We start from the raw sequence: 26,639 nt of genomic DNA, 5'->3' as shown, positions 1-26,639 counted from the left end.
TAATATGAAAAAGATTTTTAGTATGCTTTTAATTTTTGTATTAATGTTTTCAACGTTGCCAAGCATGTTTGTGAATGCAGCAGCTCCAGAGAAAGGGTCTTTAACAATTCATAAGTACGAACAAGAAAAAGGCGCAGCAACAGGTGAAGGAACTGGGGAAGCAGGTCAAACAATTCCAGGAGATGCAAAAGCGTTAGAAGGTGTAACGTTTGAAATTAAACAAATCAAATCTTTTGAAAAGATTACAAAAGATGGCGAGATTGTAAAAGAAGCTGTAAAAGATGTTACAGATGCAAAATCGATGACAAAAATAACAGGTAAAGATGGACAAGCTGCATTTAAAGATCTTCCTTTAGGACGTTATGAAGTAAAAGAAATTGCTGGTCCAGCTCATGTTAACTTAAATCCAAACACGTATACAGTTGATATTCCAATGACAGATAAAGAGGGTAAAGCTTTAAACTATGATGTTCATATGTACCCAAAGAATGAAACAAAACGTGGTGCAGTAGAATTAATCAAAACAGGTGCGAAAGATAAAGTATTAAAAGGTGTAGAATTTACTTTATATCATGAAGACGGAAAAGTAGTTGAAAATGGAGAAGGTTTAAAAACTGGTGATGATGGTGCAATTCGTGTAGAAAACTTATCATATGGTAAATACTACTTTAAAGAAACAAAAGCGCTAGATGGATATGTTTTAGATCCAACAAAACATGAGTTTTCAATTACAGAGTCGGGTACAATTAAGTCTGGTGTAGTAGTACCAGTATCAGTGAAAAACTATGAAGAACCAACGATTGACAAAAAGATTAATAATGATCTAGAACTTTTACCAATTAATCCGTTAAAAGATTACAATTATGATATTAAAACGTTAATCCCAGAGGATATTAAAGATTATAAGAATTACGTTGTAACAGATAATCTAGATAATCGATTAGTGATTCAAGGGAAGCCAGTTGTGAAAATTGATGGTGTAGAAGTGGATTCAAGTGTGGTAGAAGTAGTTGTAGAAGGACAAAAAGTAACAGCTACTGTAAAAGATTTCTCAAAATTAGATGGTAAAAAAGAGCTTCATTTAAAAATCAAATCACAAATTAAAGAAGGCGTAGCAGCTGGAACAGAAATTCCAAATACAGCAACAATTGATTTTACAAACAAAAATGATGTAAGTGGTGAAAAGGAATCTAAGCCAGTAATTGTTGTCCCAACAACTGGTAGTATTGCACTAACAAAAGTTGATGGTGATGATAAAAAGACATTACAAGGTGCAGAATTTGAACTACGTGACCAAAAAGGTAATGTGGTAGTAGTAGAAGGAAAAGAAGTAAAAGGTGTATCTGATGAGCATGGTGTTATCAAATGGAATAACCTTCCATACGGTGAGTACCAAATTGTCGAAACAAAGGCACCAACTTATGAAAAAGATGGTAAAAAAGAGTCTTACCAAAAATTAAAAGAGCCAATCAATGTAACGATTGACAAAGAGAATCAAACAATTAAATTAACTGTAGAGAATAACAAAAGCGGTTGGGTACTTCCTTCGACAGGTGGTATGGGAACAGTCCTATTTACGGTAGTAGGTCTTGTATTAATGGCTGCAGCAGCATTTGTTTTCTTCAGAAGAAAACCTTTAAAAAATTAAGGTTATAGAGAAATATAATGATATAATGTGAAAAGAGGAAGAGCAAATGTCTTCCTCTTTTCGACATTTTAGCATACTAAAAGGGGCATATTATGAAGCGTAATATCATTTTTGGATGTGTTTTTTTATTAGGCCTTAGTATTTTTCTATACCCAACTGTCAGCAATTGGCTAGCAACGAGAGCGCATTATTCGGAAGTTAGTACGTATGATGAAAAAGTAAAAGCACTTCAAAAGGAAGAAATTGAACGAAGAGAAAGAGAAGCCGAAGAATATAACAAAAAGATTCAAAATGAGAATCAATCATTTTCAGATCCATTTAATGAGGGGAAAAATAGCGATTCGAAATCGTATATAGATGTTTTAAATTTAGGAGAAGTAATGGGGTATGTTGAAATACCTAAAATTGATGTAAAACTTCCTATTTACCATGGAACTTCTGAAGAGGTGTTAAGTCGAGGAGTCGGTCATATAGAGAAGTCATCTTTACCGGTCGGAGGAGAAAGTACCCATACAATTTTGACTGGACACCGCGGATTACCTTCTGCAGTATTGTTTACTGATTTGGATAAATTAGTGGAATCTGATATTTTTTATATTCATTCATTGGATAAAGTGCTTGCTTATCAAGTGGATCAAATTAAAGTTGCGTTACCGAATGAAACCGCTGATTTAGCAGTTGTGAAAGAGAAAGATTATGCCACATTAATTACGTGTACGCCTTATGGGGTCAATACACATCGGCTATTAATTAGAGGACACCGCGTTCCTTATAATTCAAAAGAAAAAGAAGCAGTTTCAAAGTCAAAGCCATCTATGATAGACAAAAAGATGATAGTGGCCTCAGGCGTTATTGTAGGCGGGCTTGTACTCTTCATTTATATGAAAAGAAGAAAGAAGAGGAAGCAGGGCAAATAAATAGCTTGAAGGATATTTTAGCTTAAGAATGTAGCATAAAATGAGTGAGTAAGATATTTGAAATATCCATTTGTAAAAGACACTAAAAAATATTACAAAACATTAAGAAGGTGATTTCTGTATGAAAACAGGGATCACCTTTTTTGAATTCCATTCCTATCTGAAATTGTTATAGTATGTCATGTATTCCCTAACTTTCCTTTCATCATTTTTCTATAGGGATTTTTTTCTGATAAGATAGGAAATCTAGTATTTTTTCATGATTCTATGTAGCAGTTTTAGTATGTCGAGCTCTTTTTTATTTTGCAGAAAACAAATTCTTAGGAAAGCTATCAAAACTATGAACGTTTCCGCAACATTTATCCTCATCTCTTTCGGATGGAAATTATAGCAAGATATAATAAAGCTATACTATTCGAAGGAGTGTCTTTTATGAAAAAAGAAAAAAGACAACGGCTAATTAAACAATTGGTGAAAGAGTATGAAATAGATACACAAGAGAAATTAGTAGAATTGTTAGAAGTCGAAGGTGTAGTGGCTACACAAGCAACTATTTCTAGGGATATTCGTGAATTAAATTTAATAAAGGTAACCTCTTCAAATAGATTAACGATATATAAGGTTTTTTCAGAAGATAGTTTACAAACGGATATGAAGTTAAAGAAAAAACTGAAAGAAGTTGTCGTGAAGGTCGATTGTGTAGAGCAGTTAATGATTATTAAAACATTACCAGGGAATGCTCATGTTATTGGGGTATTATTAGATTCTTTAGATTGGAAAGAAAAAGTAGGATGTATTTGTGGAAATGATACATGCCTTGTGATTTCCCAATCACAATCAGATAGAAAGATTTTAGAAGAAAGATTGAGATTGATTATGTAGATGAAAAACCTGTTTCTAATTGTAATTAGAAACAGGTTTTTTTAGAATTTTAACATGAACTAGTAAATCATTATGCATCATATATACGTAATAAATAGTTATTTTGTAAATTGTGTGGTAAAAAAACTTATAAAAATACAAATATATATTATTTTTTAAAAAAATATGTGAAATATTTAACTAAGGAATGTTTGCGTTTTCACAAAGAAGAAAGTGCATACGGTTTATTATGTACTTGTAAGACATCAAGCGAATTTAAAAGGAGGTACAACAAATGAAACATCCGATACATGTTACTTCAGAAATTGGGGAATTAGAAACAGTTTTATTAAAGCGCCCTGGTAGGGAAGTAGAAAACTTAACGCCAGACTATTTACAGCAATTATTATTTGATGACATCCCATATTTACCAATTATTCAAAAAGAGCATGATTATTTTGCACAAACATTACGCAATCGGGGTGTTGAAGTTCTTTATTTAGAAAAGCTAGTAGCTGAGGCGTTAGTGGATAAAAAGCTTCGGGAAGAATTTGTTGATCGTATTTTAAAAGAAGGGCAAGCAGAGGTAAATGTTGCACATCAAACTTTAAAAGAGTATTTACTTTCCTTTTCAAATGAAGAATTGATTCAAAAAATTATGGGTGGCGTACGTAAAAGTGAAATTGAAACAAGTAAGAAAGCACATCTGTACGAATTAATGGAAGATCATTATCCATTCTATTTAGATCCAATGCCAAATCTATATTTTACTCGTGATCCAGCAGCGACGATAGGTGATGGCTTAACTATTAATAAAATGAGAGAGCCGGCACGAAGACGGGAATCATTGTTTATGGAATATATCATTAAATATCATCCACGATTTGCAAATCATAATGTGCCAGTTTGGTTAGATCGTGATTATAAGTTTCCGATTGAAGGTGGCGACGAACTTATCTTAAATGAAGAAACAATTGCAATCGGGGTATCTGCTCGTACTTCAGCGAAAGCAATTGAGCGTTTAGCTAAAAATTTATTTAGTCGCCAAAATAAAATTAAGAAAGTAGTAGCGATAGAAATTCCAAAGTGCCGAGCATTTATGCATTTAGATACAGTATTTACAATGGTTGATTATGATAAATTTACAATTCATCCAGCTATCCAAGGGCCAAAAGGAAATATGAATATTTATATCTTAGAAAAAGGACAGGACGAAGAAACTCTCAAAATCACACATCGTACATCTTTAATGGAAGCTTTAAAAGAAGTATTGGGCTTAAGTGAATTAGTACTCATTCCTTGCGGGGGAGGAGATGTGATTGCTTCTGCTCGTGAACAATGGAACGATGGATCTAATACATTGGCAATTGCGCCAGGCGTAGTTGTTACATATGATCGCAACTATGTATCAAATGCTTTATTACGTGAGCATGGTATAGAAGTTATTGAAGTACTAAGTTCGGAATTATCTCGAGGTCGTGGGGGCCCACGTTGTATGAGTATGCCGATTGTTCGAAAAGATATGTAGTATAAATAATGGAGAAAGTAGGGATGAAGCATGTTAATGACTAAACCAAACTTAAAAGGAAGAAGTTTTCTTGCTGAAAAAGATTTTACAGAAGAAGAATTATTATATTTTCTAGATTTAGCAGCAGAATTAAAAGAGAAGAAGAAAAATGGTATTCCGCATCATTATTTAGAAGGTAAAAATGTAGCACTCTTATTTGAAAAAACTTCGACTCGTACACGTTGTGCTTTTACAGTAGCTTGTACAGATTTAGGTGCCAATCCCGAATACTTAGGTAAAGGTGATATTCAGCTTGGAAAAAAAGAATCTGTTGAAGATACAGCAAAAGTTTTAGGGCGTATGTTTGATGGAATTGAATTCCGTGGTTTTGATCACGCGACCGTAGAATCTCTAGCAAAAAATTCAGGTGTGCCAGTATGGAATGGCTTAACAGATATGTGGCATCCAACACAAACACTTGCAGATTTATTAACAATAAAAGAACATGTGGGACGTTTAAAAGATGTTAAGCTCGTTTACGTTGGAGACGGGCGGAACAATGTAGCAAATAGTTTATTAGTTGGTGGTGCAATTGTTGGAATGGAGGTGCGCATTTGTACACCAGAAGCATTATGGCCAGCGCAAGAAGTAATTGATATGGCAAAAAAATGTAACGATCGGGTAATGGTAACAAGCGATGTTAAAGAAGCTGTTGCCGGTGCTGATGTAATTTATACAGATGTATGGGTATCTATGGGGGAAGAAGATAAATTTGCTGAACGGATTGCATTACTGAAACCATATCAAGTAAATATGAAAATGATTAAAGAAACTGGAAATGATAATGTGATGTTCTTACATTGTTTACCTGCATTTCATGATGCAGAGACACTTTACGGAGAAGAGATATATGAAAAATACGGATTGAAAGAAATGGAAGTTAGTGACGAAGTATTCCGTAGTAAGCATTCTAAAGTGTTTGATCAAGCAGAAAATAGAATGCATACAATTAAAGCGGTTATGGCAGCTACTTTGGGGAATATGGAATAAAGAAGGAGGAGAATCTTCCTTCTTTCTCCTTCTTTTAGGCACAATCCTTCACTATTATTATTTATTCATAGCGTATTAAAGAGAGGTGAGTGTAATGGATGAAGAAAAGAAATTAGGGTTATTGACTTTAACAGCTCTTGTTGTTGGTTCCATGATAGGCGGTGGAGCATTTAACCTAGCAAGTGATATGGCAAAAGGTGCTGGCGCCGGAGCTATTATTATCGGTTGGATTGTAACAGGAATCGGGATGATTGCTCTAGGATTATCATTTCAAAACTTAACTGTAAAAAGACCAGATTTAGATGGTGGTATTTTTAGTTATGCAAAAGCAGGGTTTGGTAATTTTATGGGTTTTAACAGTGCATGGGGATATTGGCTGTCCGCTTGGCTTGGTAATGTAGCTTACGGCACATTGTTATTCTCCTCACTAGGTTATTTCTTCCCAGTTTTTGAAGGGGGACAAAATGTAGCATCGATTATTGGGGCAAGTATATTGCTATGGTGTGTTCATATGTTAATTTTACGCGGTGTACAATCAGCGGCACTTGTAAATTTAGTAACAACAATTGCAAAATTAGTACCTGTATTTGTATTTATTGTTGTAGGGATTTTCGCCTTTCATATTGATATTTTCTTAGATGGATTTTGGGGACAAGTAGGTTCCTTTTCTTGGGGAGCAGTAGGTAGTCAAGTTAAGAGCACAATGCTTGTAACTCTTTGGGTATTTATTGGTGTAGAAGGGGCAGTTGTCCTATCAAGCCGTGCGAAAAGCCGAAGTGATGTTGGGAAAGCAACTGTCATCGGATTAATTGGGACTCTTATTATTTACATCCTACTTACACTATTATCTCTAGGGCTTATGCAACAAGCTGATGTTGCTAATCTGAAAAATCCAGCTATGGCTTATTTATTTGAAAGTGTTGTCGGAAAATGGGGTGCAATTTTTATTAACTTAGGCTTAGTTATTTCTGTATTAGGTGCTTGGTTAGGGTGGACGTTACTTGCATCTGAAATTCCATATTTAGCCGCCAAAGACGGGGTATTTCCAAAGTGGTTTGCGAAAGAAAATAAAAACAAAGCTCCTGTAAATTCATTATGGATAACAAATGGTTTGATTCAAATTTTCTTATTAACATTTGTTGTTTCCGATCAAGCGTATAACTTTGCGTTTTCTCTCGCTTCCTCTGCTATTTTAATCCCTTACGCTTTTTCAGCATTTTATCAATTTAAGCATAGTTTACAGTCTGAAGAAAAAGATCGAACAAAAAATATAATAATTGGTTTGGTAGCAAGTATATATGGGATTTGGTTAATTTATGCAGCTGGCTTAGAGTATTTATTACTAACAATGACATTATATGCACCAGGCATTTTCATCTTTTACAATGTTCAAAAGCAAACGAATCCAAAACAAATATTTACTCGTGTGGAACTAGCCTCCTCTGTAGCGATCGGTGCCTTAGCATTCTTTGCGATTTACAGATTAATTACGGGGAGTATTACTTTATAAAAAATTTGTGAGATCAACTGGAGGGATGAAATATGAAACGGAGAAAAATTGTAGTTGCACTAGGAGGAAATGCTATACAATCTAGAAATGCTACTGCCGGGGCGCAGCAAGAAGCATTAGAAAGAACAGCAGAACAACTTGTTAAGATTATGGAAAATAACGTGGATATTGTTATTGCGCATGGGAACGGGCCACAAGTAGGCAATATTTTATTACAACAAAAGGCAGCAGAAACAGAAAAAACACCGGCAATGCCGTTAGATACTTGCGGTGCAATGAGCCAAGGAATGATTGGGTATTGGATGGAGAATGCGATCGAAAAGGCTTTGAAAAAGCGCAATATAAAAAAAGAGGTAGCAACGGTTATAACACGTGTTGTCGTCGATGAAAAGGATGAGGCATTTAGAAATCCAACAAAACCAATCGGTCCTTTTTATACAGAAGAAGAAGCAAGAAAGTTAATGGAAGAAACAAAAGCTGTATTTAAAGAAGATGCAGGAAGAGGGTGGAGACGTGTTGTTCCATCACCAAAGCCTGTAAGTATTCATGAACATAAAGTAATCAATTCATTAGTAGAGAATGGAAATATAGTAATTGCTGTTGGAGGTGGTGGAATCCCGGTAATTGACTCTGAAGAAGGATTAAAAGGGACTGAAGCTGTCATTGACAAGGATTTTGCCGCTCAAAAGTTAGCTGAGCTAGTAGATGCTGATACGTTAGTCATTTTAACTGCAGTTGATCATGTTTATGTGAATTTTAATCAGCCAGATCAAAAGAAATTAGAATTTGTTACAGTTGATGAATTAGAAGGATATATACAGGAGAATCAATTTGCAGCAGGAAGCATGCTCCCAAAAATTGAAGCTGCTATTAGTTTTGCGAATGCAGATCCAAAACGAAGAACAATTATTACGTCTTTAGAAAAGGTATATGAAGCATTAGAAGAAAAAGAAGGTACTATTATCTCTAAGCAGGATGTATGTGTTTGTGTATAAATAAAATTTTTATTAATAGGGATTTCAAAAAGAATGAAGTTAGCAACTTCATTCTTTTTATTTGCTGGTAATTTACTGGTACCTAATGTTCATAAAGTATTCATCATAGGAAAAAGATACGTAGTTAAATTATGATAGAATAATGTTGAATGCGCTTTCTTGGTGTTTTACTCCGATATATAGCAAGAGAGAAGGAATTTTATGAACAGACGGAACGTAGTTAAAGACTTGAAGCAGTTCGAGTTATTTACTCATTTAACAGAAAGAAAATTGAAAGGTTTAACAGAGTTTGTCTATTGGCGAACGTATAAGAAAGGTCAATTTTTATTTTTAGAAGGTGATTCAAGAGAAAGGATATACCTTATGTTAGATGGTTTTGTAAAACTAGAACGAGTAAATCAAAGTGGAAATTTATTATATGAAGACTATGTAAAACGATTTTCTATTTTTCCTTATGGTGGTATGTTTACAGATAAATCATATACTTATACAGCGGAAGCAATGACGAATGTGGATGTGTATTATATTCCTACAGTGATTTTTGAAGATATGGTGAAATCAAGTAGAATACAGCTAATGTATGTTGTTCAGCAATTATCCTCTATACTAAAAATTAATGAAAATCGTGTGCAAAATATTACAATTCCAAATGCACAAGATCGTGTCATTCAAACATTAAATTATTTAATGAATGATTTAGGAGAGCAAGATGGTGAGGAAATTGTAATCGCATGCCCACTTACAACAATTGAAATTTCCAAAATATCAGGAACGTCTCGAGAGACTGTTAGTGGTGTACTAAAACAATTAAAAAATGAAAGTATTGTTACAGTTCTAGGTAAAAAGATTACAATACATGATCCGACTTATTTTGAAGAAGTCTCGATGTGAAAATATAATAATAGATAGTGAACAGGAGTATTATAGCAGAAGAAATATGTATTCTCCTTTTCAAATTTTATATAATTAAAGTTCTTTATATACGTATGAAGAACTTTTTTCATGTTATCCAATATAAAAAGATTGTATATTCCGACATTGTTGGCTAAAATCGATAATAAAACAAGGGAGAAGGAAGAGCGAGTGATTCGGATTGAATATGATAGGTTGGTAGCTATTTTTTATAGTATCGGAGTATTATTACTAATAAAAATGCCAAATGCAAATGAGTCAATTGGGGAAAAACTATTTCAGGCATATCAAATTCCAGCAGAAACATACGTGTATATGGGTTATAAGGTTTCAAATATCTTGATTTTATCTTTTGTATTGCAATTATTTTCTTTTCTATTTCTTATAAAATGGTTAGAAAAGAAAGACTCTAGCTGGTTGAAGAAACTAAATAGAATAAAAGTATTGGTTATAAGTGTTGTTATTATTGCAATGCCATTTAAGCTAAATAAAATGCTGCAAATCCTTGATAAAACATGGTATTACACAGGAAAAAAGGGAATAGAAGCAATTGAATATAAAAAAGAAGATAGTCAATGTATCTTTGAGAAAAAGGGTGATGCTGTTGAGCGAACTTGTTTTGTCACTTTGAAAAATTACCATAATCATTCGCAATCAGTGCAACTTGTTTTATATCAAGATAAAAGTCAGAAAGTGAAGGATTATCAAGTACCAACACCTATTTATCTACAGAGACATGAAACAAAAAAATTTCACTTTCAACTTCCAGTAGCCTACGGGACATCCGTATTGGAAAACAAAGCACCAAATATTAAATTATATCCATTAAATGAAAATCGTAAAATATATAATTAGCTTATGATAAAGCCATAGGAGAAACAATTCCAAATGAAAAAGAAAATGAAAGTCTAGTCATCCAAACTGTCATAGATAATGGACATTGTTGGATGATTTTTTGTGTTAACTTTATTTAATGTGACAAGTAAGAAATTTATAGGATAGTAATGAAGCTTACAGGATAACAATAAAATAGGGGTATGATTTCGTATTTTAAAGTAGATATTTAATAATAGTGTAAAAATTCTCGTTGCAAACTCTCCGTATTTTGTTATGATAGTGTTACGAAAACGTTTGCATAAATTTAAAAGAATGCAAAAGGAGAGAACTATTATGAATAAAACATGGTGGAAAGAAGCAGTTGCTTATCAAATTTATCCGCGTAGCTTTATGGATTCTAATGGCGACGGTATTGGAGATTTACAAGGTATTATTGCAAAGCTTGATTATTTAAAGGATTTAGGAATAGATGTAATCTGGATTTGTCCAATGTATAAATCCCCTAATGATGACAATGGTTATGATATTAGTGATTATCAAGATATTATGGATGAGTTTGGTACAATGGCTGATTTTGATGAGCTACTTGATGAAGTACATAAACGTGGCATGAAGCTAATTATTGATCTAGTGATTAATCATACAAGTGATGAACATCCGTGGTTTATTGAATCACGTTCTTCGAAAGATAATCCAAAGCGTGATTGGTATATTTGGCGCGATGGTAAGAATGGAGAAGAGCCGAATAACTGGGAAAGTATTTTTAACGGTTCTGCTTGGGAATATGATGAAGTAACAGATCAATATTTCTTACACATATTCTCAAGTAAACAACCAGATTTAAACTGGGAGAATGCAGAGGTCCGTGAAGCTTTATATGATACTGTAAACTGGTGGCTAGATAAAGGAATTGATGGCTTCCGTGTTGATGCAATTAGCCATATTAAAAAAGAAGAAAATCTAAAAGACATGCCAAATCCAAAAGGTTTAAAGTATGTATCTTCTTTTGATAAACATATGAATGTAAATGGAATTCAGCCACTTTTAGAGGAGCTGAAGGAGAATACATTTGCAAAATACGATGTTATGACTGTTGGAGAAGCCAACGGTGTCAAAATTGAAGATGCTGATCTTTGGGTTGGAGAAGAAAACGGGAAATTTAATATGGTATTTCAGTTTGAACATTTAAGTTTATGGGATGCCGAAAAGAAAAAAGAACTTGATGTTGTGGAACTGAAAAAGGTGTTAACAAAGTGGCAAAAAGGTTTAGAAAATAAAGGGTGGAATGCACTGTATATTGAGAATCATGATAAACCGCGCATTGTTTCTACATGGGGAAATGATAAACAATATTGGCGTGAAAGTGCAACGGCATTAGGTGCAATGTACTTCTTTATGCATGGTACACCGTTTATTTATCAAGGACAAGAAATTGGTATGACAAACGTTCAGTTTCCAAATATTGAAGATTATGATGACGTGGCAATTAAGAATTTATATCGCGAGAAAATTGCAGAAGGTGTATCACATCAAGATATGATGGAAATCATCTGGGCATCTTGTCGGGATAATTCACGTACACCAATGCAATGGAGCGATGAAGAAAACGCTGGTTTTACAACAGGTATTCCGTGGTTTGGAATGAACCCAAATTATAAAGAAATTAATGTTCAAAAGCAGCAAGTAGAGGATAATTCTATTTTTAATTTCTACAAAAAGATGATTGCACTGAAAAAAGAGCATGATGTATTGAATTATGGCACATATGACTTAATTTTAGAGGATGATTCGCAAATTTACGCATATACGCGTACGTTACATGATGAAAAAGTGGTTGTAATTAGTAATATTTCGACAGAGGAAGCTATGTATAATGAGAATTCATTCGTATTAGAACGCAAACGTTTGCTTTTAAATAACTATGAAGTACAAGAACATGAAAAAATTACTACAATTGCGTTGAAACCTTATGAAACAAGGGTTTATCGTATTTCTTAATAAAAAGAGATGCTCTCGTAGCATCTTTTTTTATGAAAAAGCATAAATTTGTATTGCAATGTGAAAACGCTTTTATTAAAATAAGTTTATGAAAACGTTTGCGTTGAAAAACGAGGTATCGTTTTCACAAGAAAAAAAGAAATTATTATCTATATCATTAGGGATTTTATAAATAAGGGGGAGGAAGAAACAGATGAAAATTACGTCTTTTGATTTTTGGCAGAAGTTCGGGAAAGCATTACTAGTTGTTGTAGCAGTTATGCCTGCTGCTGGTTTAATGATTTCCATCGGTAAGTTAATTGGTATGTCTGCTGGGGATGTAAGTGCAGTACATACAATTGCTAGAGTAATGGAAGACATCGGTTGGGCAATTATTACAAATCTTCATATTTTATTTGCAGTAGCAATTGGGGGATCTTGGGCAAAAGACCGTGCAGGCGGTGCGTTTGCAGCACTGTTAGCATTCGTCTTAACAAACCGAATTACAGGGGCTATATTTGGCGTAAACGCTGAAATGTTAACGGATTCAAAAGCAAAAGTTTCTTCATTATTAGCAGGGGATTTACTTGTAAAAGATTATTTCACTTCCGTACTTGGTGCACCAGCATTAAACATGGGAGTCTTCGTAGGAATTATTACGGGTTTCTTAGGAGCTAACTTATATAATAAGTACTATAACTACAATAAATTGCCACAAGCGTTGGCGTTCTTTAACGGAAAGCGTTTTGTACCATTCGTTGTAATTGTGGGTTCTACAATTACTGCTATTATTTTATCGTTCGTGTGGCCGTTTATCCAAAGTGGATTAAATGAATTTGGTCGTTGGATTGCAGCATCAAAAGATAGTGCACCAGTTGTTGCACCGTTCGTATATGGTACATTAGAGCGTTTATTACTACCATTTGGATTACATCATATGTTAACGATTCCGATGAATTACACAGAGCTTGGCGGAACATATACAATGTTAACTGGATCAAAAGTTGGTCAAGTGGTTGCAGGACAAGATCCGTTATGGCTTGCATGGATTACAGATTTAAATAACTTGTTAGCAAACGGCGATACAAAGGCTTATAATGATCTATTAAATAGTGTGGTTCCAGCTCGTTTTAAAGCAGGGCAAGTGATTGGTTCAACAGCAGCACTAATCGGTATTGCGTTTGCAATGTTCCGTAATGTGGATAAAGATAAACGTGCAAAATATAAACCAATGTTCTTATCGGCTGCATTAGCAGTATTTTTAACAGGTGTAACAGAACCAATTGAATTCATGTTCATGTTTATTGCACCGGTATTATATGTTGTATACGCAATTACAACAGGGCTTGCATTTGCATTAGCAGATCTTATTAACTTACGTGTCCATGCATTTGGGTTTATTGAATTAATTACACGTACACCAATGATGATTAACGCAGGACTAACAAGAGACTTAATTAACTTTGTAGTTGTCTCAGCGGTATTCTTTGGTTTAAACTTTACATTATTCAATTTCTTAATTAAAAAATTCAATTTACCAACGCCGGGGCGTGCAGGTAACTATATTGATAATGAAGATGAGTCTGAAGAAAGCGCAACAAATGTAAAAGAAGGTTCACTAGCAACAAAGGTTATTGATTTGTTAGGTGGAAAAGATAATATTGCAGATGTAGACGCTTGTATGACACGTTTACGTGTAACAGTAAAAGATCTAGACATTGTTGCACCAGAAGCACAGTGGAAGAAAAATGGGGCCTTAGGTCTTATTGTAAAAGACAAAGGTGTTCAAGCGGTGTATGGTCCGAAAGCTGATGTATTAAAATCAGACATTCAAGATATGTTAGGTGCATAAGAAATGAAATTACTCACTTTAAATTGTCACTCTTGGCAAGAAGAGAATCAAATCGAAAAGATAAAGTATCTTGCTAAGGTAATCCGAGAAGAGGATTATGATGTCATTGCATTGCAAGAGGTCAGTCAGTCTATAAAATCTCAAAATGTATGCGGTAACAAGAAAGAAGACAATTTTGGTCTCATATTACTTGCAGAGTTAGAGAAGCTAAATGTAGGAGACTACGATATTGTTTGGGATTTCTCACATATTGGTTACGACGTATATGAAGAAGGATTAGCAATTATAACAAAACATCCAATTGTAAAACAAGATTCTTTCTTTATATCTGAAAGTAAAGATACGTCGTATTGGAAAACCCGAAAAATCGTTAGCGCAACAATTGTTTATAAAGGAAAGGATATAACCTTTTATTCATGTCACCTTGGTTGGTGGAATGATAAGGAAGAGTCGTTTCAAGGACAAGTGGATTGTTTGATGCAGCGTGTGAATGAAAAAGAATTTTCCATTTTAATGGGTGATTTTAATAATGATGCTCGCGTACAAGGAGAAGGCTACGACTATCTTGTGCAAAAAGGCTTGTATGACACATATGAATTAGCGATGGAGAAAGATAAAGGAACAACCGTCCAAGGAGAAATTGCTGGCTGGGATGAAAATAAACAAAATTTACGAATTGATCTTATTTTAAGTAACAAACCAAAAACGGTGATTTCTTCAAAAGTTATTTTCAATGGTGTAAATCGAAATGTTATTTCTGATCATTTTGGAGTAGAAGTTCAATTAGACATATAATATAGAAGAAATCCTCATAGCAATGTAACAGCTGTGAGGATTTTTTTCTGTGAATACAAGTATTTCCAAGATAAAATACTTGTATTTTTTATGACATTTCCTATATATTTGTTATTATTGAATGTAAAACCGATTTGGTCATTTTGTATGCATGCTTTTTGATCTTCGTTATATAATGAAGTAAGTAAAAGATTTAGTTGGAAAAATAGTGCATTTTCGTTTAATCCACGATGTAGAAAATGATATAATTGCAAAATGCATGTATCATTTTCTAAAGAAGGAAAAATATATAATTAGGTGATAGCTTATATGAAACAGATATGGCGTATTTATACGACAGACTTACGGAATGTAGCCAAACATTGGGCTGCAATTGTTATTGTATTAGGGCTTATGATTTTACCATCGTTATATGCATGGTTTAACATTAAGGCTTCTTGGGATCCATATGGAAACACAAAAGAAGTCCCGATTGCAGTTTCTAACCAAGATGTTGGATCCAATTTGCGAGGAAAAGATATTAACATCGGGAACGAAATTGTAGATTCACTAAAAAAGAACAAAAATCTTGGATGGAAATTTGTTGATGAAAAACAAGCAATTTATGGAGTAGAACGTGGGGATTATTACGCAAGTATTACGATCCCAAAAGACTTCTCTGAAAAAATTGCAACAGTTATTAGTGATAACCCGCAAAAACCAGAACTTGATTACTTTGTAAACGAAAAAGTAAACGCGATTGCACCAAAAATTACAGCAAAAGGTGCATCGGGCATTACAGAAGAAATCAGTAAAAACTTCGTTAAAACAGCAAATGGTGAGATTTTTAAAATCTTTAACGATCTTGGAATCGATTTAGAAGCAAACTTACCGAGCATTGAAAAAGTAAAAGACTTAGTATTTAAGTTAGAAGCACAATTCCCAGAAATGTATAAACTGGTGGATACAGCATTAGACGATGCCTCTAGAGCACAAGACCTCGTGAAAGTTGCACAACAGGATTTACCGGTTGTGGAAAGTGTGATTAATGATGGGCAGGAAACGTTGAAAAGTTTAGATGAATTTTTCGCACGAAATGATGAAACATTAAATAATGCGCCAGGAACAATTAAGAGAGATTTAACGGTCTTGAAAAAAGGTATGGATGGTGCAGCGACTATAACTGACTTCTTAATGGGGCCAGGAGTAGACTTGAATCTTCCTGATATTTCTCAACTGCCTACACTTCCTGAGTTCCCGGCAATGCCACAAATACAACTTCCGGAACTTCCGAAAGTGAATACTGAGGGATATAAAGATATTGCGAGAAATATTAATCAAACAGTAAATAATGTTCTAAGTTCAGCACGTGCAGGAACAGCGTATGCGCAAAGCGTTATGAATGGCTTGCAAAATGGAAATTTTGATCCGGAGAAAGCAAAGCAAGATCTTAATGCTGTGTCTAATAACCTTCAAGGTCGCATTGCTGATATTTCGTATCTTATTAATGTAGTTACTAAATTGCAAGAGTCAGCAACGACTGACTTTGGAAAAAACTTTTTCCAAGGACGAGTAGATCGTTTAACCAAGCTTAAAGGAGCTATGGAAAACGCAAATAATGGTATTAAAGACATTGGAAATATTATCGGTACAGGTCAAGAAGTAAAACAAGATGTGAAAGATGCAGTGAACAAAAAAATAGATGCAGCAAATGGGCTTATCGATCAAGCTGAAAAAGATTATAATGAAACATTTGTAGCAGATTATCAAAAAGCGGTTAGTACTGCTGAACAAATTAAAAATGAAGCAGGACAACTTAAAGATCAAGCAACTAATACAATAAATGAAACATACGAAAAGACAAAGACTGAATATAATAAAGTAAGAGATGGTATTGAGGAGGCTAAATCTAACGCTCAAAAAGCAGTGGAAGATATACAAAATAAAGGTATTAATGGATTAGATTCAACGAAAGTAGCCTTAAATAGTTTAAACGGTCAATTCCAAGCAGCTTCAAATATGATTGGTGACATGATACCTGTCTTAGAGAATGCCAACAAAGTTTTAGCTGATGTAAATAGCGATAAAAACTTTAATGATCAAATTGCGAAGTTGAAAAAAGCAAAAAATGGTCTAGAAAAAGGAATGGATTTAACTAATAAAGGAATTGACGCTATTAATAAAGGACAGCAACCAGCAAAAGATGTAATTGAAAGTATTAATGAAGTATCGAAAAATGTTTCAGCAGAATTAGGTGACATTTTAGCAAGATACGATTCAGAAATCGTTCCAAACTTTAATGCAGCAATTGCTCGTACAAAAGAGATGTCTAAAAATACATCTAAGATCTTAAACGATGCAGATAAAAAGCTTCCAGATGTAAAAAAACTGCTAGAAGATTCATCAAAAGGCTTGGTAGAAGGTACGAAGAAAGTTGAAGATATTAAAGCAGAAATGCCAGCTACTGAGAAAAAGATTAAAGATATGGCAGATAGAATTCGTAAATTTGAATCGGAAGAAGATTTGAAAGACATCATACGCTTATTGAAAAATGATGTTGAAAAACAAAGTGATTACTTTGCAAATCCAGTGAATTTAAAAGAGAATAAATTATTTGCGATGCCAAACTACGGTTCTGCGATGTCACCGTTCTACACAGTGCTTGCACTATGGGTTGGGGCATTGTTAATGGTTTCGTTATTAACGGTAGAAGTACATGAGGAAGGCGCAAATTATAAGAGTCATGAGATTTACTTCGGACGTTTCTTAACGTTCTTAACGATAGGTCTTTCACAAGCATTTATCGTAGCGATGGGTGATATATTCTTACTCGGTACGTACGTAGTCGATAAATTCTGGTTTGTTGTATTCAGTTTATTTATCGGTGGAGTCTTTGTTTGTATTGTATACTCACTCGTTTCTGTTTTTGGAAACGTTGGGAAATCGATGGCGATCGTTTTACTTGTACTGCAAGTAGCTGGATCGGGCGGAACATTCCCGATTCAAATGACACCAGCATTTTTCCAAGCAATTTACCCATTCTTACCGTTTACGTATGCAATTAGTGCCATTCGTGAAACAGTGGGCGGAATGCTTTGGGATGTTGTAATACGTGACTTACTTGTGCTAAGTGTCTTCGTTGTAATCATGCTTGTTATTGCGTTATTACTGAAAACACCAATTAACAAGTCGAGTGAAAAATTTGTTGAGAATGCAAAAGGAAGTAAAATTATTCACTAAATAGAAAAGGTTCCTACCAAGTTTGGTAGGAACCTTTTTTTATGTGGTGGGTACTTTTTCTTTAACTATGATTTTAATCAAACTTCAATCCTTTTAATGCTTCTGCTAATGCATTATTCAGAGGTTCTTCTTGTTTCTGTTGTTGTTTCATATAATTTTGAACATAGCGCTTATCTACCTTACCACCAGATTCTTTCTTACGGCGTTCTTGGAATGAAGAAAGTTTCTCGCGATAGCCACATTTACATGCGAAGATTTGGCCGTTGCCTTCACCACGCAGTTCTAGTTTTTTCTTACACTGAGGGCAGCGTGCATTTGTAGTACGAGATACATTTTTACGATGACCACATTCCCGATCTTGACATACAAGCATTTTGCCTTTTTTACCGTTTACTTCTAGCATCGGTTTACCACAGTCTGGACAAGTTTTTGTTGAAATATTGTCGTGTTTATATTTTTTATCGCTCGATTTAATTTCGGCAACAATTTCTTTTGTATAGTTTTTCATTTCTGAAATGAATACTTCTTTTTTTAATTTGCCGTTTGCAATTGCCTCAAGCTTTTGCTCCCACTCAGCAGTTAGTGTAGGAGACTTTAATTCTTCTGGTATTAAATCAAGTAACTGACGGCCTTTTGATGTAATGTGAATATCTTTACCACGCTTTTCGATTAAGAATGAGTTAAATAGCTTGTCAATAATGTCAGCACGCGTAGCAACAGTACCTAATCCACCAGTTGATTTTAATGTGTCTGCAAGTTGTTTATTTTGCGTATCCATGTACTTTGTAGGGTTTTCCATTGCTGAAAGTAATGTCGCTTCATTAAATCGTGCAGGTGGTTTTGTTTGACCTGATGTTTGTACAATTAATTTGATGTTTAATGTATCGTCTTTTTCGATGCGAGGCAAGATTTGTTCTTTTAAATCGTCTACTGCGTCGTCATCTTCAAAGCGATTTTCGTATACTTCTTTCCAGCCAGAATTCAGAATTGTTTTGCCGCGTGCGACGAATTTTTCATCACCAATTTTTGTACGTAACGTTAGTTGCTCGTATTCGAAGGCTGGGAATAAAACTGCTAAGAAACGTTTTATAACTAAATCATAAATTTTGCGTTCTTTATCTGTGAAAGCTGAGAAGTTTACATAGCTTTCTGTTGGAATGATGGCGTGATGATCGCTTACTTTACTATCATCAACAAACGATTTAGCAGATTTTATTGGCTTATTTAAAATCTTATGAGCTAAAGGACGATATTCTCCTACTCCACACGCCTTCAGACGTTCTGGAAGTGTTCCTACAATATCAGATGAGATATAGCGCGAATCTGTACGAGGGTATGTTAATACTTTGTGCTGCTCATACAATTTTTGCATAATATTTAACGTTTCTTTTGCAGAGTAACCAAAAATTTTATTCGCATCACGTTGTAGCTCTGTTAAATCATAAAGACCAGGAGCAAATGATTTCTTAAGCTTTTTCTCAATTTCCACGACAGTAGCATTTTGTTTGTCGAGCTTTTTCACAATCGTATCGATTTTTTCTTTAGCAAAATTACGACCATTGCCTTTAGCATCTTGCCAAGTCAGTTTTAACTTGTCTGTTGTTTGGGCTTCGATACCGTAGTATGTTTGAGCTTTGAAGTTTTTAATTTCGTCCTCACGCCCTGCAATTATGGCTACGGTAGGTGTTTGTACACGACCACAGTTTAGTTGTGCATTGAACCTTGTAGTTAATGCACGGGTTGCATTAAGACCGATATACCAGTCAGCTTCCGAACGTGCGACAGCTGAAGCATATAAGTTATCGTATGCCTTACCAGGCTTCAAGTTTGCGAAGCCGTCTTTGATTGCTTTATCGGTAACAGATGAAATCCATAGACGTTTGATAGGTTTATGGATTTTAACTTTATCAATAATCCAACGAGCGACTAATTCTCCCTCACGCCCTGCGTCTGTCGCCACAATTATTTCATTTACATCACTTCTAGTCAGTTGACTCTTAACGGCATTAAACTGCTTTCCAGTTTGCTTAATCACTGTTAATTTCAAACGTTCAGGTAGCATTGGTAAATCTTCTAAATTCCACTTTTTATACTTCACATCATAACTTTCTGGATCTGCTAATGTAACGAGGTGCCCTAAAGCCCAAGTAACGATATATTTATTGCCCTCCAGATAACCATTTCCTTTTTTATCACACTGTAGTACACGTGCAATATCACGTGCAACAGAAGGTTTTTCAGCAATTACAACACTTTTTGCCATATTTAAAACATCCTTTCAAGTTTCCGTAAGTTTAATATAGCATACATCCTTTTTTGATTCAGTTATGCCGAAGATTCTAACTCGTTGTGATCAATTAAATATTCGGCATTGTAAGCAAACTTTAGCAAAATTGAAATTCACTTCAAAAAATAAAGGAAAGCTATTCTATGATTTAGGAAAGAGAATTTTTTTATGTATACGAATAAAAGATTGATATAAACAAATATTTCCGAGTGTATGCGTTGACATTGTAAATGAATTTCATTATCATTAAAAGGGGTTACCAAATTATTGTCAAAATGTCAGATGGGAATTCGATTCATACATATGAATTATGATTTTAATTGATAATCAAAATCATTTGTATCCTGCATGAACGGGTAGTAGGGAATACCTACTGATGAAGGTATCCTGTATATCATTCTATAAATAGATGAGGGGGATAAAATGATAGGATTATAATCTGTTTGAGATCAAATGATGGCAACAGAATGTAATCTGCACCATGAAGACATTATGAAAAAAAGATATTTATTTATCATGCTTATTGTTTTATCAATTGCATCTATTTTTATCGGTGTAAAAGATGTTAATCTAGCTGATATTTTGCATTGGGATCAAGAGAAAATGCAAATTGTATTTATTAGTAGATTACCGCGCTTAATCAGTATTATTGTTGCTGGTGTTAGCTTAAGTATAAGTGGTTTAATTATGCAGCAATTAAGTAGAAATAAATTTGTATCTCCGACAACCGCGGGAACGATGGATAGTGCGAAGCTAGGAGTGTTAGTCTCATTAATGCTATTCACGACTGCAAGCCCACTTGAAAAAATGTTTGTTGCATTTATTTTCGCGTTAGCTGGTACATTTTTATTTATGCAAATTTTAAAGAGAATTAAGTTTAAGGATGCGATATTTATTCCACTTGTTGGGATTATGTTTGGGAATATTATTAGTTCCATTACAACATTCTTTGCTTATAAATATGACTTAATTCAAAATATCAATTCATGGCTACAAGGTGACTTTTCAATGATTATGAAAGGAAGATATGAGATTTTATATTTAAGTATCCCGCTTGTAATTATCGCCTTTTTATATGCAAATCGTTTTACCGTTGCTGGAATGGGAGAAGAGTTTGCGGCGAACCTAGGGATGAATTATAATCGAGTACTAAATATCGGTCTTATTATTGTCTCGTTAATCTCAGCATTGGTTGTGTTAACTGTAGGTATGATCCCGTTTTTAGGACTTATCATTCCGAATATTGTTTCTATTTATCGCGGGGATAACTTGAAGAATAGTTTACCTCATACTGCTTTACTAGGTGCGGTTTTTGTACTTGCATGTGACATATTAGGACGCGTCGTGATTTATCCGTATGAGATTTCTATCGGCCTTACAGTCGGTGTGATTGGAAGCGGAATATTCCTTTATTTATTGATGAGGAGAAACGCATATGCAGCATAGAAAACATACAAGTCATAAAAAAATATTGGCATTGCTTGCCATTGTATCATTTGTAGCCATTGGGATATTTTTATTTATTAACTTAAATATGAATACATTAGATTATGCATTGCCAAGAAGAGGTAAGAAATTGCTGGCAATGGTTATAACGGGCGGAGCAATTGCTTTTTCGTCTATAATTTTCCAAACGATTAGTAACAACCGTATTTTGACACCGAGTGTAATCGGTTTAGATTCACTGTATATGTTTATTCAAACATTTGTTGTGTTTGTACTCGGATCACAGCATATCGCAATGATGAATACAAATATTAACTTTCTTATATCAGTAAGCTTAATGGTTGTCTTTTCATTGTTTCTTTATAAATTTCTCTTTAAGAGAGAAGGTAACAATATTTACTTCCTATTGTTAATAGGATTAATATTTGGAACGTTCTTTCAAAGTATATCATCCTTTATGCAAGTACTCATTGATCCAAATGAGTTTCAAATTGTTCAAGGGAAAATGTTTGCAAGCGTAAATAATGTGAGAACAGAGTTACTCGTAACATCTACTATTGGGATTGTATTGGTTCTTGCATATGTATATAAAGAACTGAAGTTATTAGATGTACTATCACTAGGAAGAGAAGAAGCAATTAATTTGGGGATAGACTACGACAAAGTTGTGAAAAAACTCTTAATTGTAATTGCAGTTCTTGTATCAATTTCTACAGCATTAGTTGGACCCATTACATTTTTAGGGTTACTTGTAGTAAACGTTGCACGTGAATGTTTACGTACATATAGGCACAAATATTTAATAGCAGGTTCAATCTTTATTAGTATTATCGCCTTGGTAGGCGGACAGTTGATTGTTGAAAGAGTGTTTGAGTTTAATACAACTTTAAGCGTCATTGTGAATTTTGTTGGTGGAGTATACTTCATCTATCTTCTATTAAAGGAGAGCAAAGCATGGTAGAAGTAAGAAATATATCAAAGCAATACGGAAATAAAAATGTTGTTGAAGATGTTTCTATTAAAATAGCAAAAGGGAAAATCACATCTTTTATCGGGCCAAATGGAGCTGGAAAAAGTACAGTTCTTTCTATGATGAGTAGGCTGTTAAAAAAGGATGATGGTGAAATCTATATAGAGGATAGAGAAATTGGAGAATGGAAGAGTAATGAGCTTGCAAAGAAAATCTCTATTTTAAAGCAAACGAATCATATCAATTTAAGACTTACAATTCGAGAATTGGTTAGTTTCGGAAGGTTTCCATATTCACAAGGAAATCTTTCTGAAGAAGACTGGAATCATATTGAGGAAGCCATTCGCTATATGGAGCTTGAAGATATTCAATATAAGTACTTAGATCAGCTTAGTGGTGGACAGCGACAAAGGGCATATATCGCAATGGTTATTGCTCAGAACACAGAGTATATTTTGCTAGATGAGCCACTTAACAACTTAGATATGAAGCATTCCGTACAAATTATGAAAGTGCTAAGACGCTTAGTTGAAGAACTTGGTAAAACAGTTGTAATTGTAATCCATGATATTAACTTTGCTTCTTGTTACTCGGATCATATCGTTGCTTTGAAAGATGGAAAAGTAATGAAAGAAGGAGCAACAAATGAGATTATTGACCCGGTTGTTTTGAAGGATATTTATGATATGGATATTCATATTGAAGAAATAGCTGGCAATAATATATGTATTTATTTTTCATAATAGAAGTTATTTTGATAGTGCTAACTTGCTATCGATTCAAAATAATTTTAAAAAATTTATAGAGGTGATTGAAGTGAAGAAATTAGCGATGCTACTATTAACTTTCATGCTTGCTATCGTCGCTGTAGCATGTAGCAATAATGCTTCTTCTGATAAGAAGACAGAAGCGAGTGAAAGTAAAGCGAAAGAGATTACTATTAAGCACAAATTAGGGGAAACAAAAGTTAAGACAAACCCGAAAAAAGTTGTAGTATTTGACTTTGGTTCATTAGATACATTAGATAAATTAGGTGTTGAAGTAACTGGCGTACCACAAAAGAATACACCAGCATACCTTTCTAAATATAAAGATAAAAAGTATACAAACGTTGGTGGTTTAAAAGAACCAGACTTTGAAAAAATTAATGAAATCAAGCCAGATTTAATTATTATTTCTGCAAGACAATCTGATTCTTATAAAGAATTTTCTGGTATTGCTCCAACAATTTATGTAGAACAAGATACTAAAGAGTATATGAAGTCATTTAAAGAAAACACAGAAATGTTGGCAAAGATCTTCGGTAAAGAAGATAAAGCGAAAAAAGAAATTGCAGCAGTTGAAAAAGATGTAAAAGCATTAAATGAAAAAGCTACGAAAAGTGATAAAAAAGGCTTAGTTATTTTAGCGAATGACGGTAAAGTAAGTGCATATGGTCCAGAATCTCGTTTTGGTATTATCCACGATGTGTTTGGTGTAACTCCTGCGGATAAAGAGATTAAAGCATCTACTCATGGTAACAACGTTACATTTGAATATATTCTTGAGAAAAACCCTGATTACTTATTTGTAATCGATAGAGGTGCTATTGTTGGTGGTAAATCTTCTGCGAAGCAAGTTGTTGAAAATGAACTTGTTAGCAAAACAAATGCTGCGAAAAACAATAATGTAATCTATCTAGATGCAAACTACTGGTACCTATCTGGTGGCGGACTTGAATCTGTATCAGAAATGGTGAAAGAAGTATCTAAAGGCTTAAAATAATGTGAAAGATAGTGGTAGGGATTTTAATTTCCTATCACTATTTTTTATTTTGATTTTTCAACATATAAGTCGCTGCTCCCTCTCACCTAAAAAGAAAGGTTTTATGTCGTTTTTTCAAATTATATTTATATAAACTGAAATTCCTATCACCAATCGGACTTTTATTGGATAACTTCTTTTTGAGTTTTTACATATAAATTGCGGCTATGAAGAAAAAAGGGGACAGCTCTCATTTTTTCAATTTGTTTGAACTTGGCATGGGGCTAAAAAAGGATCTGACCGCTTCTATGCATGGTCGGATGCTCTCTCCCACCTGAAAAGAAAGGCTTGATATCGTTTTTTCAATTTGTACTTATATATTAAGAAGACAAAAACTTGTAACTTGTTATTTTACTAGAATAAGAGTAGACTCTGAAGTAGATGAATAAGAAAACACATGGGAGTTTGCGGATGCAAACTGAGAGTACGGCTAATCTGTCGTTGACCATTTGAACCTGTTGGATAATGCCAGCGTAGGGAGAGTGTAAAAGCACATGTTCAGGCACTTTGCATACGCGAAGTGTCTTTTTGTGTATCTCCCATTACTAAGTTAGGAGATGAAAAGAATGAATATACAAGAAATCGCAAAAGTAGTGGAGACAGTAAGAGAGTCAAATCCACTTGTGCATAATATTACAAATGTTGTTGTGACAAACTTTACGGCCAATGGTTTGCTAGCATTAGGAGCATCACCAGTTATGGCGTATGCAAAAGAAGAAGTGGCTGAAATGGCTAGCATTGCAGGTGCGCTTGTTTTAAATATGGGTACACTTCGTCCTGAAGAAGTAGAAGCAATGCTTATTGCTGGAAAGTCAGCAAATACACATCATGTACCAGTATTATTTGATCCTGTTGGTGCAGGGGCAACCTCTTACCGGACAGAAGTTGCAAGACATATTCCAGGTGAAGTGAAGTTAGCAATGATTCGCGGGAATGCGGCGGAAATTGCCAACGTCATTAATGAAAAGTGGGAAATTAAAGGTGTGGATGCTGGAACTGGAAACGGTGATATTGTGGAGATTGCAAAACAAGCAGCAGAGGAACTAGATACAGTGGCGGTTATTACGGGGAAAGAAGATATTGTTACAGATGGAGAACAGACAGTTATGATTCGTAACGGTCATCCAATTTTAACGAAGGTTACGGGGACGGGATGTCTATTAACTTCTGTAATGGGAGCATTTGCAGCAGTTGAAAAAGATTATGTGAAAGCAGCAGTTGCTGCATTAACATTTTATGGTGTAGCAGCTGAAATAGCTGCTGCTAAAACAGCAAAACTAGGACCAGGAAGTTTCCAAATCGAATTTTTAAATCAGCTAGCAAATACCGCTGCAAGTGATATTGAGAAATATGGAAAGATTCAAGAGGTGCAGTAAGAGGGGATGAGGGAAATGGCACGTATTGAAACAAAGCAAATGTCCAAGTTATTGCTAGTATATTTTATTATGGGAAGTAACAATTGCCAAAAGGATCCATTACAAGTAATGAAAGAAGCGCTAGATGGTGGAGTGACACTGTTTCAATTTCGGGAAAAGGGTGAAGGAGCATTAACTGGAGAAGAACGAGTGCATTTTGCAAAGCAGTTACAGTTACTTTGTAAAGAATATAAAGTTCCTTTTATCGTGAATGATGATGTAGAATTAGCGATTGCATTAGATGCAGATGGTGTTCATGTAGGACAAGACGATGAGGGAATTACATCAGTTCGTGAAAAAATGGGAGGTAAAATTGTTGGAGTATCTGCTCATACAATTGAAGAAGCACGCTTTGCAATTGCAAATGGAGCGGATTATTTAGGTGTAGGACCTATTTTTCCAACGAATACAAAAAAGGATACAAAAGCAGTTCAAGGAATAAAAGGATTAAGGCATTTTCGAGAAGAAGGTATCATGATACCGATCGTCGGTATTGGTGGAATTACAATTGAAAATGCAGCTTCTGTTATAGATGCAGGGGCAGATGGGGTTTCTGTTATTTCGGCAATTAGTTTAGCGAATTCGCCTTATGAAAGTATGGAGAAATTGTTGGAGCAAGTGAAAAGATAATTTTCTGT

Annotated in this window: 20 protein-coding genes and 1 riboswitch; of the genes, 19 read left to right on the top strand and 1 reads right to left on the bottom strand. The window is 34.4% G+C overall.

From position 1 onward, the window contains the following. Positions 1-4 precede the first annotated feature (4 nt). The 13 genes from AZF08_RS06055 to AZF08_RS05995 all read left to right on the top strand — a co-directional run bounded on the left by AZF08_RS06055 (position 5) and on the right by AZF08_RS05995 (position 18,080). Positions 5-1,648 (top strand): SpaH/EbpB family LPXTG-anchored major pilin, encoded by a 1,644-nt coding sequence (locus AZF08_RS06055; protein WP_033674468.1) that lies wholly within the window; start codon positions 5-7, stop codon positions 1,646-1,648. 92 nt (positions 1,649-1,740) lie between these two features. After that, positions 1,741-2,565: a class C sortase gene (locus AZF08_RS06050; RefSeq protein WP_033674467.1), complete on the top strand. Its 825-nt coding sequence runs from the start codon at positions 1,741-1,743 to the stop codon at positions 2,563-2,565. A 432-nt stretch (positions 2,566-2,997) separates the two neighbouring features. Continuing rightward, positions 2,998-3,447 carry an arginine repressor gene (gene argR / locus AZF08_RS06045; RefSeq protein ID WP_033674466.1) on the top strand — a complete coding sequence of 150 codons (450 nt, stop codon included), beginning with the start codon at positions 2,998-3,000 and terminating at the stop codon, positions 3,445-3,447. A gap of 274 nt (positions 3,448-3,721) precedes the next feature. Then, entirely contained in the window at positions 3,722-4,954 is a 1,233-nt protein-coding gene (gene arcA / locus AZF08_RS06040; protein ID WP_033674465.1) for an arginine deiminase, read from the top strand. A 30-nt stretch (positions 4,955-4,984) separates the two neighbouring features. Then, the gene (gene argF, locus AZF08_RS06035) at positions 4,985-5,983 is read left to right on the top strand and encodes an ornithine carbamoyltransferase (RefSeq protein WP_033674464.1); all 999 of its coding nucleotides are present in this window, start codon (positions 4,985-4,987) and stop codon (positions 5,981-5,983) included. A 94-nt stretch (positions 5,984-6,077) separates the two neighbouring features. After that, positions 6,078-7,493, top strand: a complete 1,416-nt coding sequence (gene arcD / locus AZF08_RS06030) for an arginine-ornithine antiporter (protein WP_033674463.1) — start codon at positions 6,078-6,080, stop codon at positions 7,491-7,493. 32 nt (positions 7,494-7,525) lie between these two features. Next, on the top strand, positions 7,526-8,488 hold the full coding sequence (gene arcC / locus AZF08_RS06025; RefSeq protein ID WP_033674462.1) for a carbamate kinase: 963 nt from the start codon (positions 7,526-7,528) through the stop codon (positions 8,486-8,488). Between the two features lie 201 nt (positions 8,489-8,689). Further along, the gene (locus tag AZF08_RS06020) at positions 8,690-9,379 is read left to right on the top strand and encodes a Crp/Fnr family transcriptional regulator (protein ID WP_033674461.1); all 690 of its coding nucleotides are present in this window, start codon (positions 8,690-8,692) and stop codon (positions 9,377-9,379) included. A gap of 192 nt (positions 9,380-9,571) precedes the next feature. Continuing rightward, a complete protein-coding gene (locus AZF08_RS06015) occupies positions 9,572-10,255 on the top strand; it encodes a hypothetical protein (protein WP_033674460.1) in 684 nt (227 codons plus the stop codon). 315 nt (positions 10,256-10,570) lie between these two features. Beyond that, complete coding sequence (locus AZF08_RS06010) at positions 10,571-12,235, top strand: glycoside hydrolase family 13 protein (protein WP_033674459.1); 1,665 nt, start codon at positions 10,571-10,573, stop codon at positions 12,233-12,235. 193 nt (positions 12,236-12,428) lie between these two features. Then, complete coding sequence (locus AZF08_RS06005; RefSeq protein WP_033674458.1) at positions 12,429-14,066, top strand: PTS transporter subunit IIBC; 1,638 nt, start codon at positions 12,429-12,431, stop codon at positions 14,064-14,066. A 3-nt stretch (positions 14,067-14,069) separates the two neighbouring features. Next, a complete protein-coding gene (locus tag AZF08_RS06000) occupies positions 14,070-14,861 on the top strand; it encodes an endonuclease/exonuclease/phosphatase family protein (protein WP_033674457.1) in 792 nt (263 codons plus the stop codon). 309 nt (positions 14,862-15,170) lie between these two features. Then, on the top strand, positions 15,171-18,080 hold the full coding sequence (locus AZF08_RS05995; protein WP_033674456.1) for a YhgE/Pip domain-containing protein: 2,910 nt from the start codon (positions 15,171-15,173) through the stop codon (positions 18,078-18,080). Positions 18,081-18,153: 73 nt separating this feature from the next. Here AZF08_RS05995 and AZF08_RS05990 read toward each other — a convergent pair whose 3' ends face one another. Further along, a complete protein-coding gene (locus tag AZF08_RS05990) occupies positions 18,154-20,343 on the bottom strand; it encodes a DNA topoisomerase III (protein ID WP_033674455.1) in 2,190 nt (729 codons plus the stop codon). A 516-nt stretch (positions 20,344-20,859) separates the two neighbouring features. Here AZF08_RS05990 and AZF08_RS05985 point away from each other — a divergent pair. From AZF08_RS05985 to thiE, 6 genes are all read left to right on the top strand, one after another. Then, positions 20,860-21,813 (top strand): ABC transporter permease, encoded by a 954-nt coding sequence (locus tag AZF08_RS05985; protein WP_033674537.1) that lies wholly within the window; start codon positions 20,860-20,862, stop codon positions 21,811-21,813. Then, positions 21,803-22,774, top strand: a complete 972-nt coding sequence (locus AZF08_RS05980; protein ID WP_033674454.1) for an iron chelate uptake ABC transporter family permease subunit — start codon at positions 21,803-21,805, stop codon at positions 22,772-22,774. The genes AZF08_RS05985 and AZF08_RS05980 overlap by 11 nt, the downstream gene beginning before the upstream one ends. Then, a complete protein-coding gene (locus tag AZF08_RS05975) occupies positions 22,768-23,526 on the top strand; it encodes an iron ABC transporter ATP-binding protein (protein WP_033674453.1) in 759 nt (252 codons plus the stop codon). The genes AZF08_RS05980 and AZF08_RS05975 overlap by 7 nt, the downstream gene beginning before the upstream one ends. Positions 23,527-23,599: 73 nt before the next feature. Then, entirely contained in the window at positions 23,600-24,547 is a 948-nt protein-coding gene (locus AZF08_RS05970) for a siderophore ABC transporter substrate-binding protein (protein WP_033674452.1), read from the top strand. A gap of 426 nt (positions 24,548-24,973) precedes the next feature. Further along, positions 24,974-25,083: riboswitch (TPP riboswitch) on the top strand. Between the two features lie 69 nt (positions 25,084-25,152). Next, positions 25,153-25,962 (top strand): hydroxyethylthiazole kinase, encoded by an 810-nt coding sequence (gene thiM / locus AZF08_RS05965; RefSeq protein WP_033674451.1) that lies wholly within the window; start codon positions 25,153-25,155, stop codon positions 25,960-25,962. 15 nt (positions 25,963-25,977) lie between these two features. Then, the gene (thiE, locus tag AZF08_RS05960; RefSeq protein WP_033674450.1) at positions 25,978-26,631 is read left to right on the top strand and encodes a thiamine phosphate synthase; all 654 of its coding nucleotides are present in this window, start codon (positions 25,978-25,980) and stop codon (positions 26,629-26,631) included. The last annotated feature ends 8 nt before the right edge of the window (positions 26,632-26,639 follow it).

Origin of the sequence: Bacillus gaemokensis (genome assembly GCF_001590835.1) — a bacterium.
In the GTDB taxonomy this organism is placed as follows: Bacteria; Bacillota; Bacilli; order Bacillales; family Bacillaceae_G; genus Bacillus_A; species Bacillus_A gaemokensis.
The sequence above is the reverse complement of the archived record's forward strand: the minus strand, read 5'-3'. Positions and strand labels throughout refer to the sequence as shown.

Bases quoted from the DNA above. Each gene is read 5' to 3' on its own strand.
- AZF08_RS06055 (WP_033674468.1), top strand. From the start codon at position 5: ATGAAAAAGATTTTTAGTATGCTTTTAATTTTTGTATTAATGTTTTCA.
- AZF08_RS06050 (WP_033674467.1), top strand. From the start codon at position 1,741: ATGAAGCGTAATATCATTTTTGGATGTGTTTTTTTATTAGGCCTTAGT.
- argR (WP_033674466.1), top strand. From the start codon at position 2,998: ATGAAAAAAGAAAAAAGACAACGGCTAATTAAACAATTGGTGAAAGAG.
- arcA (WP_033674465.1), top strand. From the start codon at position 3,722: ATGAAACATCCGATACATGTTACTTCAGAAATTGGGGAATTAGAAACA.
- argF (WP_033674464.1), top strand. From the start codon at position 4,985: ATGTTAATGACTAAACCAAACTTAAAAGGAAGAAGTTTTCTTGCTGAA.
- arcD (WP_033674463.1), top strand. From the start codon at position 6,078: ATGGATGAAGAAAAGAAATTAGGGTTATTGACTTTAACAGCTCTTGTT.
- arcC (WP_033674462.1), top strand. From the start codon at position 7,526: ATGAAACGGAGAAAAATTGTAGTTGCACTAGGAGGAAATGCTATACAA.
- AZF08_RS06020 (WP_033674461.1), top strand. From the start codon at position 8,690: ATGAACAGACGGAACGTAGTTAAAGACTTGAAGCAGTTCGAGTTATTT.
- AZF08_RS06010 (WP_033674459.1), top strand. From the start codon at position 10,571: ATGAATAAAACATGGTGGAAAGAAGCAGTTGCTTATCAAATTTATCCG.
- AZF08_RS06005 (WP_033674458.1), top strand. From the start codon at position 12,429: ATGAAAATTACGTCTTTTGATTTTTGGCAGAAGTTCGGGAAAGCATTA.
- AZF08_RS06000 (WP_033674457.1), top strand. From the start codon at position 14,070: ATGAAATTACTCACTTTAAATTGTCACTCTTGGCAAGAAGAGAATCAA.
- AZF08_RS05995 (WP_033674456.1), top strand. From the start codon at position 15,171: ATGAAACAGATATGGCGTATTTATACGACAGACTTACGGAATGTAGCC.
- AZF08_RS05990 (WP_033674455.1), bottom strand. From the start codon at position 20,343: ATGGCAAAAAGTGTTGTAATTGCTGAAAAACCTTCTGTTGCACGTGAT.
- AZF08_RS05985 (WP_033674537.1), top strand. From the start codon at position 20,860: ATGAAAAAAAGATATTTATTTATCATGCTTATTGTTTTATCAATTGCA.
- AZF08_RS05980 (WP_033674454.1), top strand. From the start codon at position 21,803: ATGCAGCATAGAAAACATACAAGTCATAAAAAAATATTGGCATTGCTT.
- AZF08_RS05975 (WP_033674453.1), top strand. From the start codon at position 22,768: ATGGTAGAAGTAAGAAATATATCAAAGCAATACGGAAATAAAAATGTT.
- thiM (WP_033674451.1), top strand. From the start codon at position 25,153: ATGAATATACAAGAAATCGCAAAAGTAGTGGAGACAGTAAGAGAGTCA.
- thiE (WP_033674450.1), top strand. From the start codon at position 25,978: ATGGCACGTATTGAAACAAAGCAAATGTCCAAGTTATTGCTAGTATAT.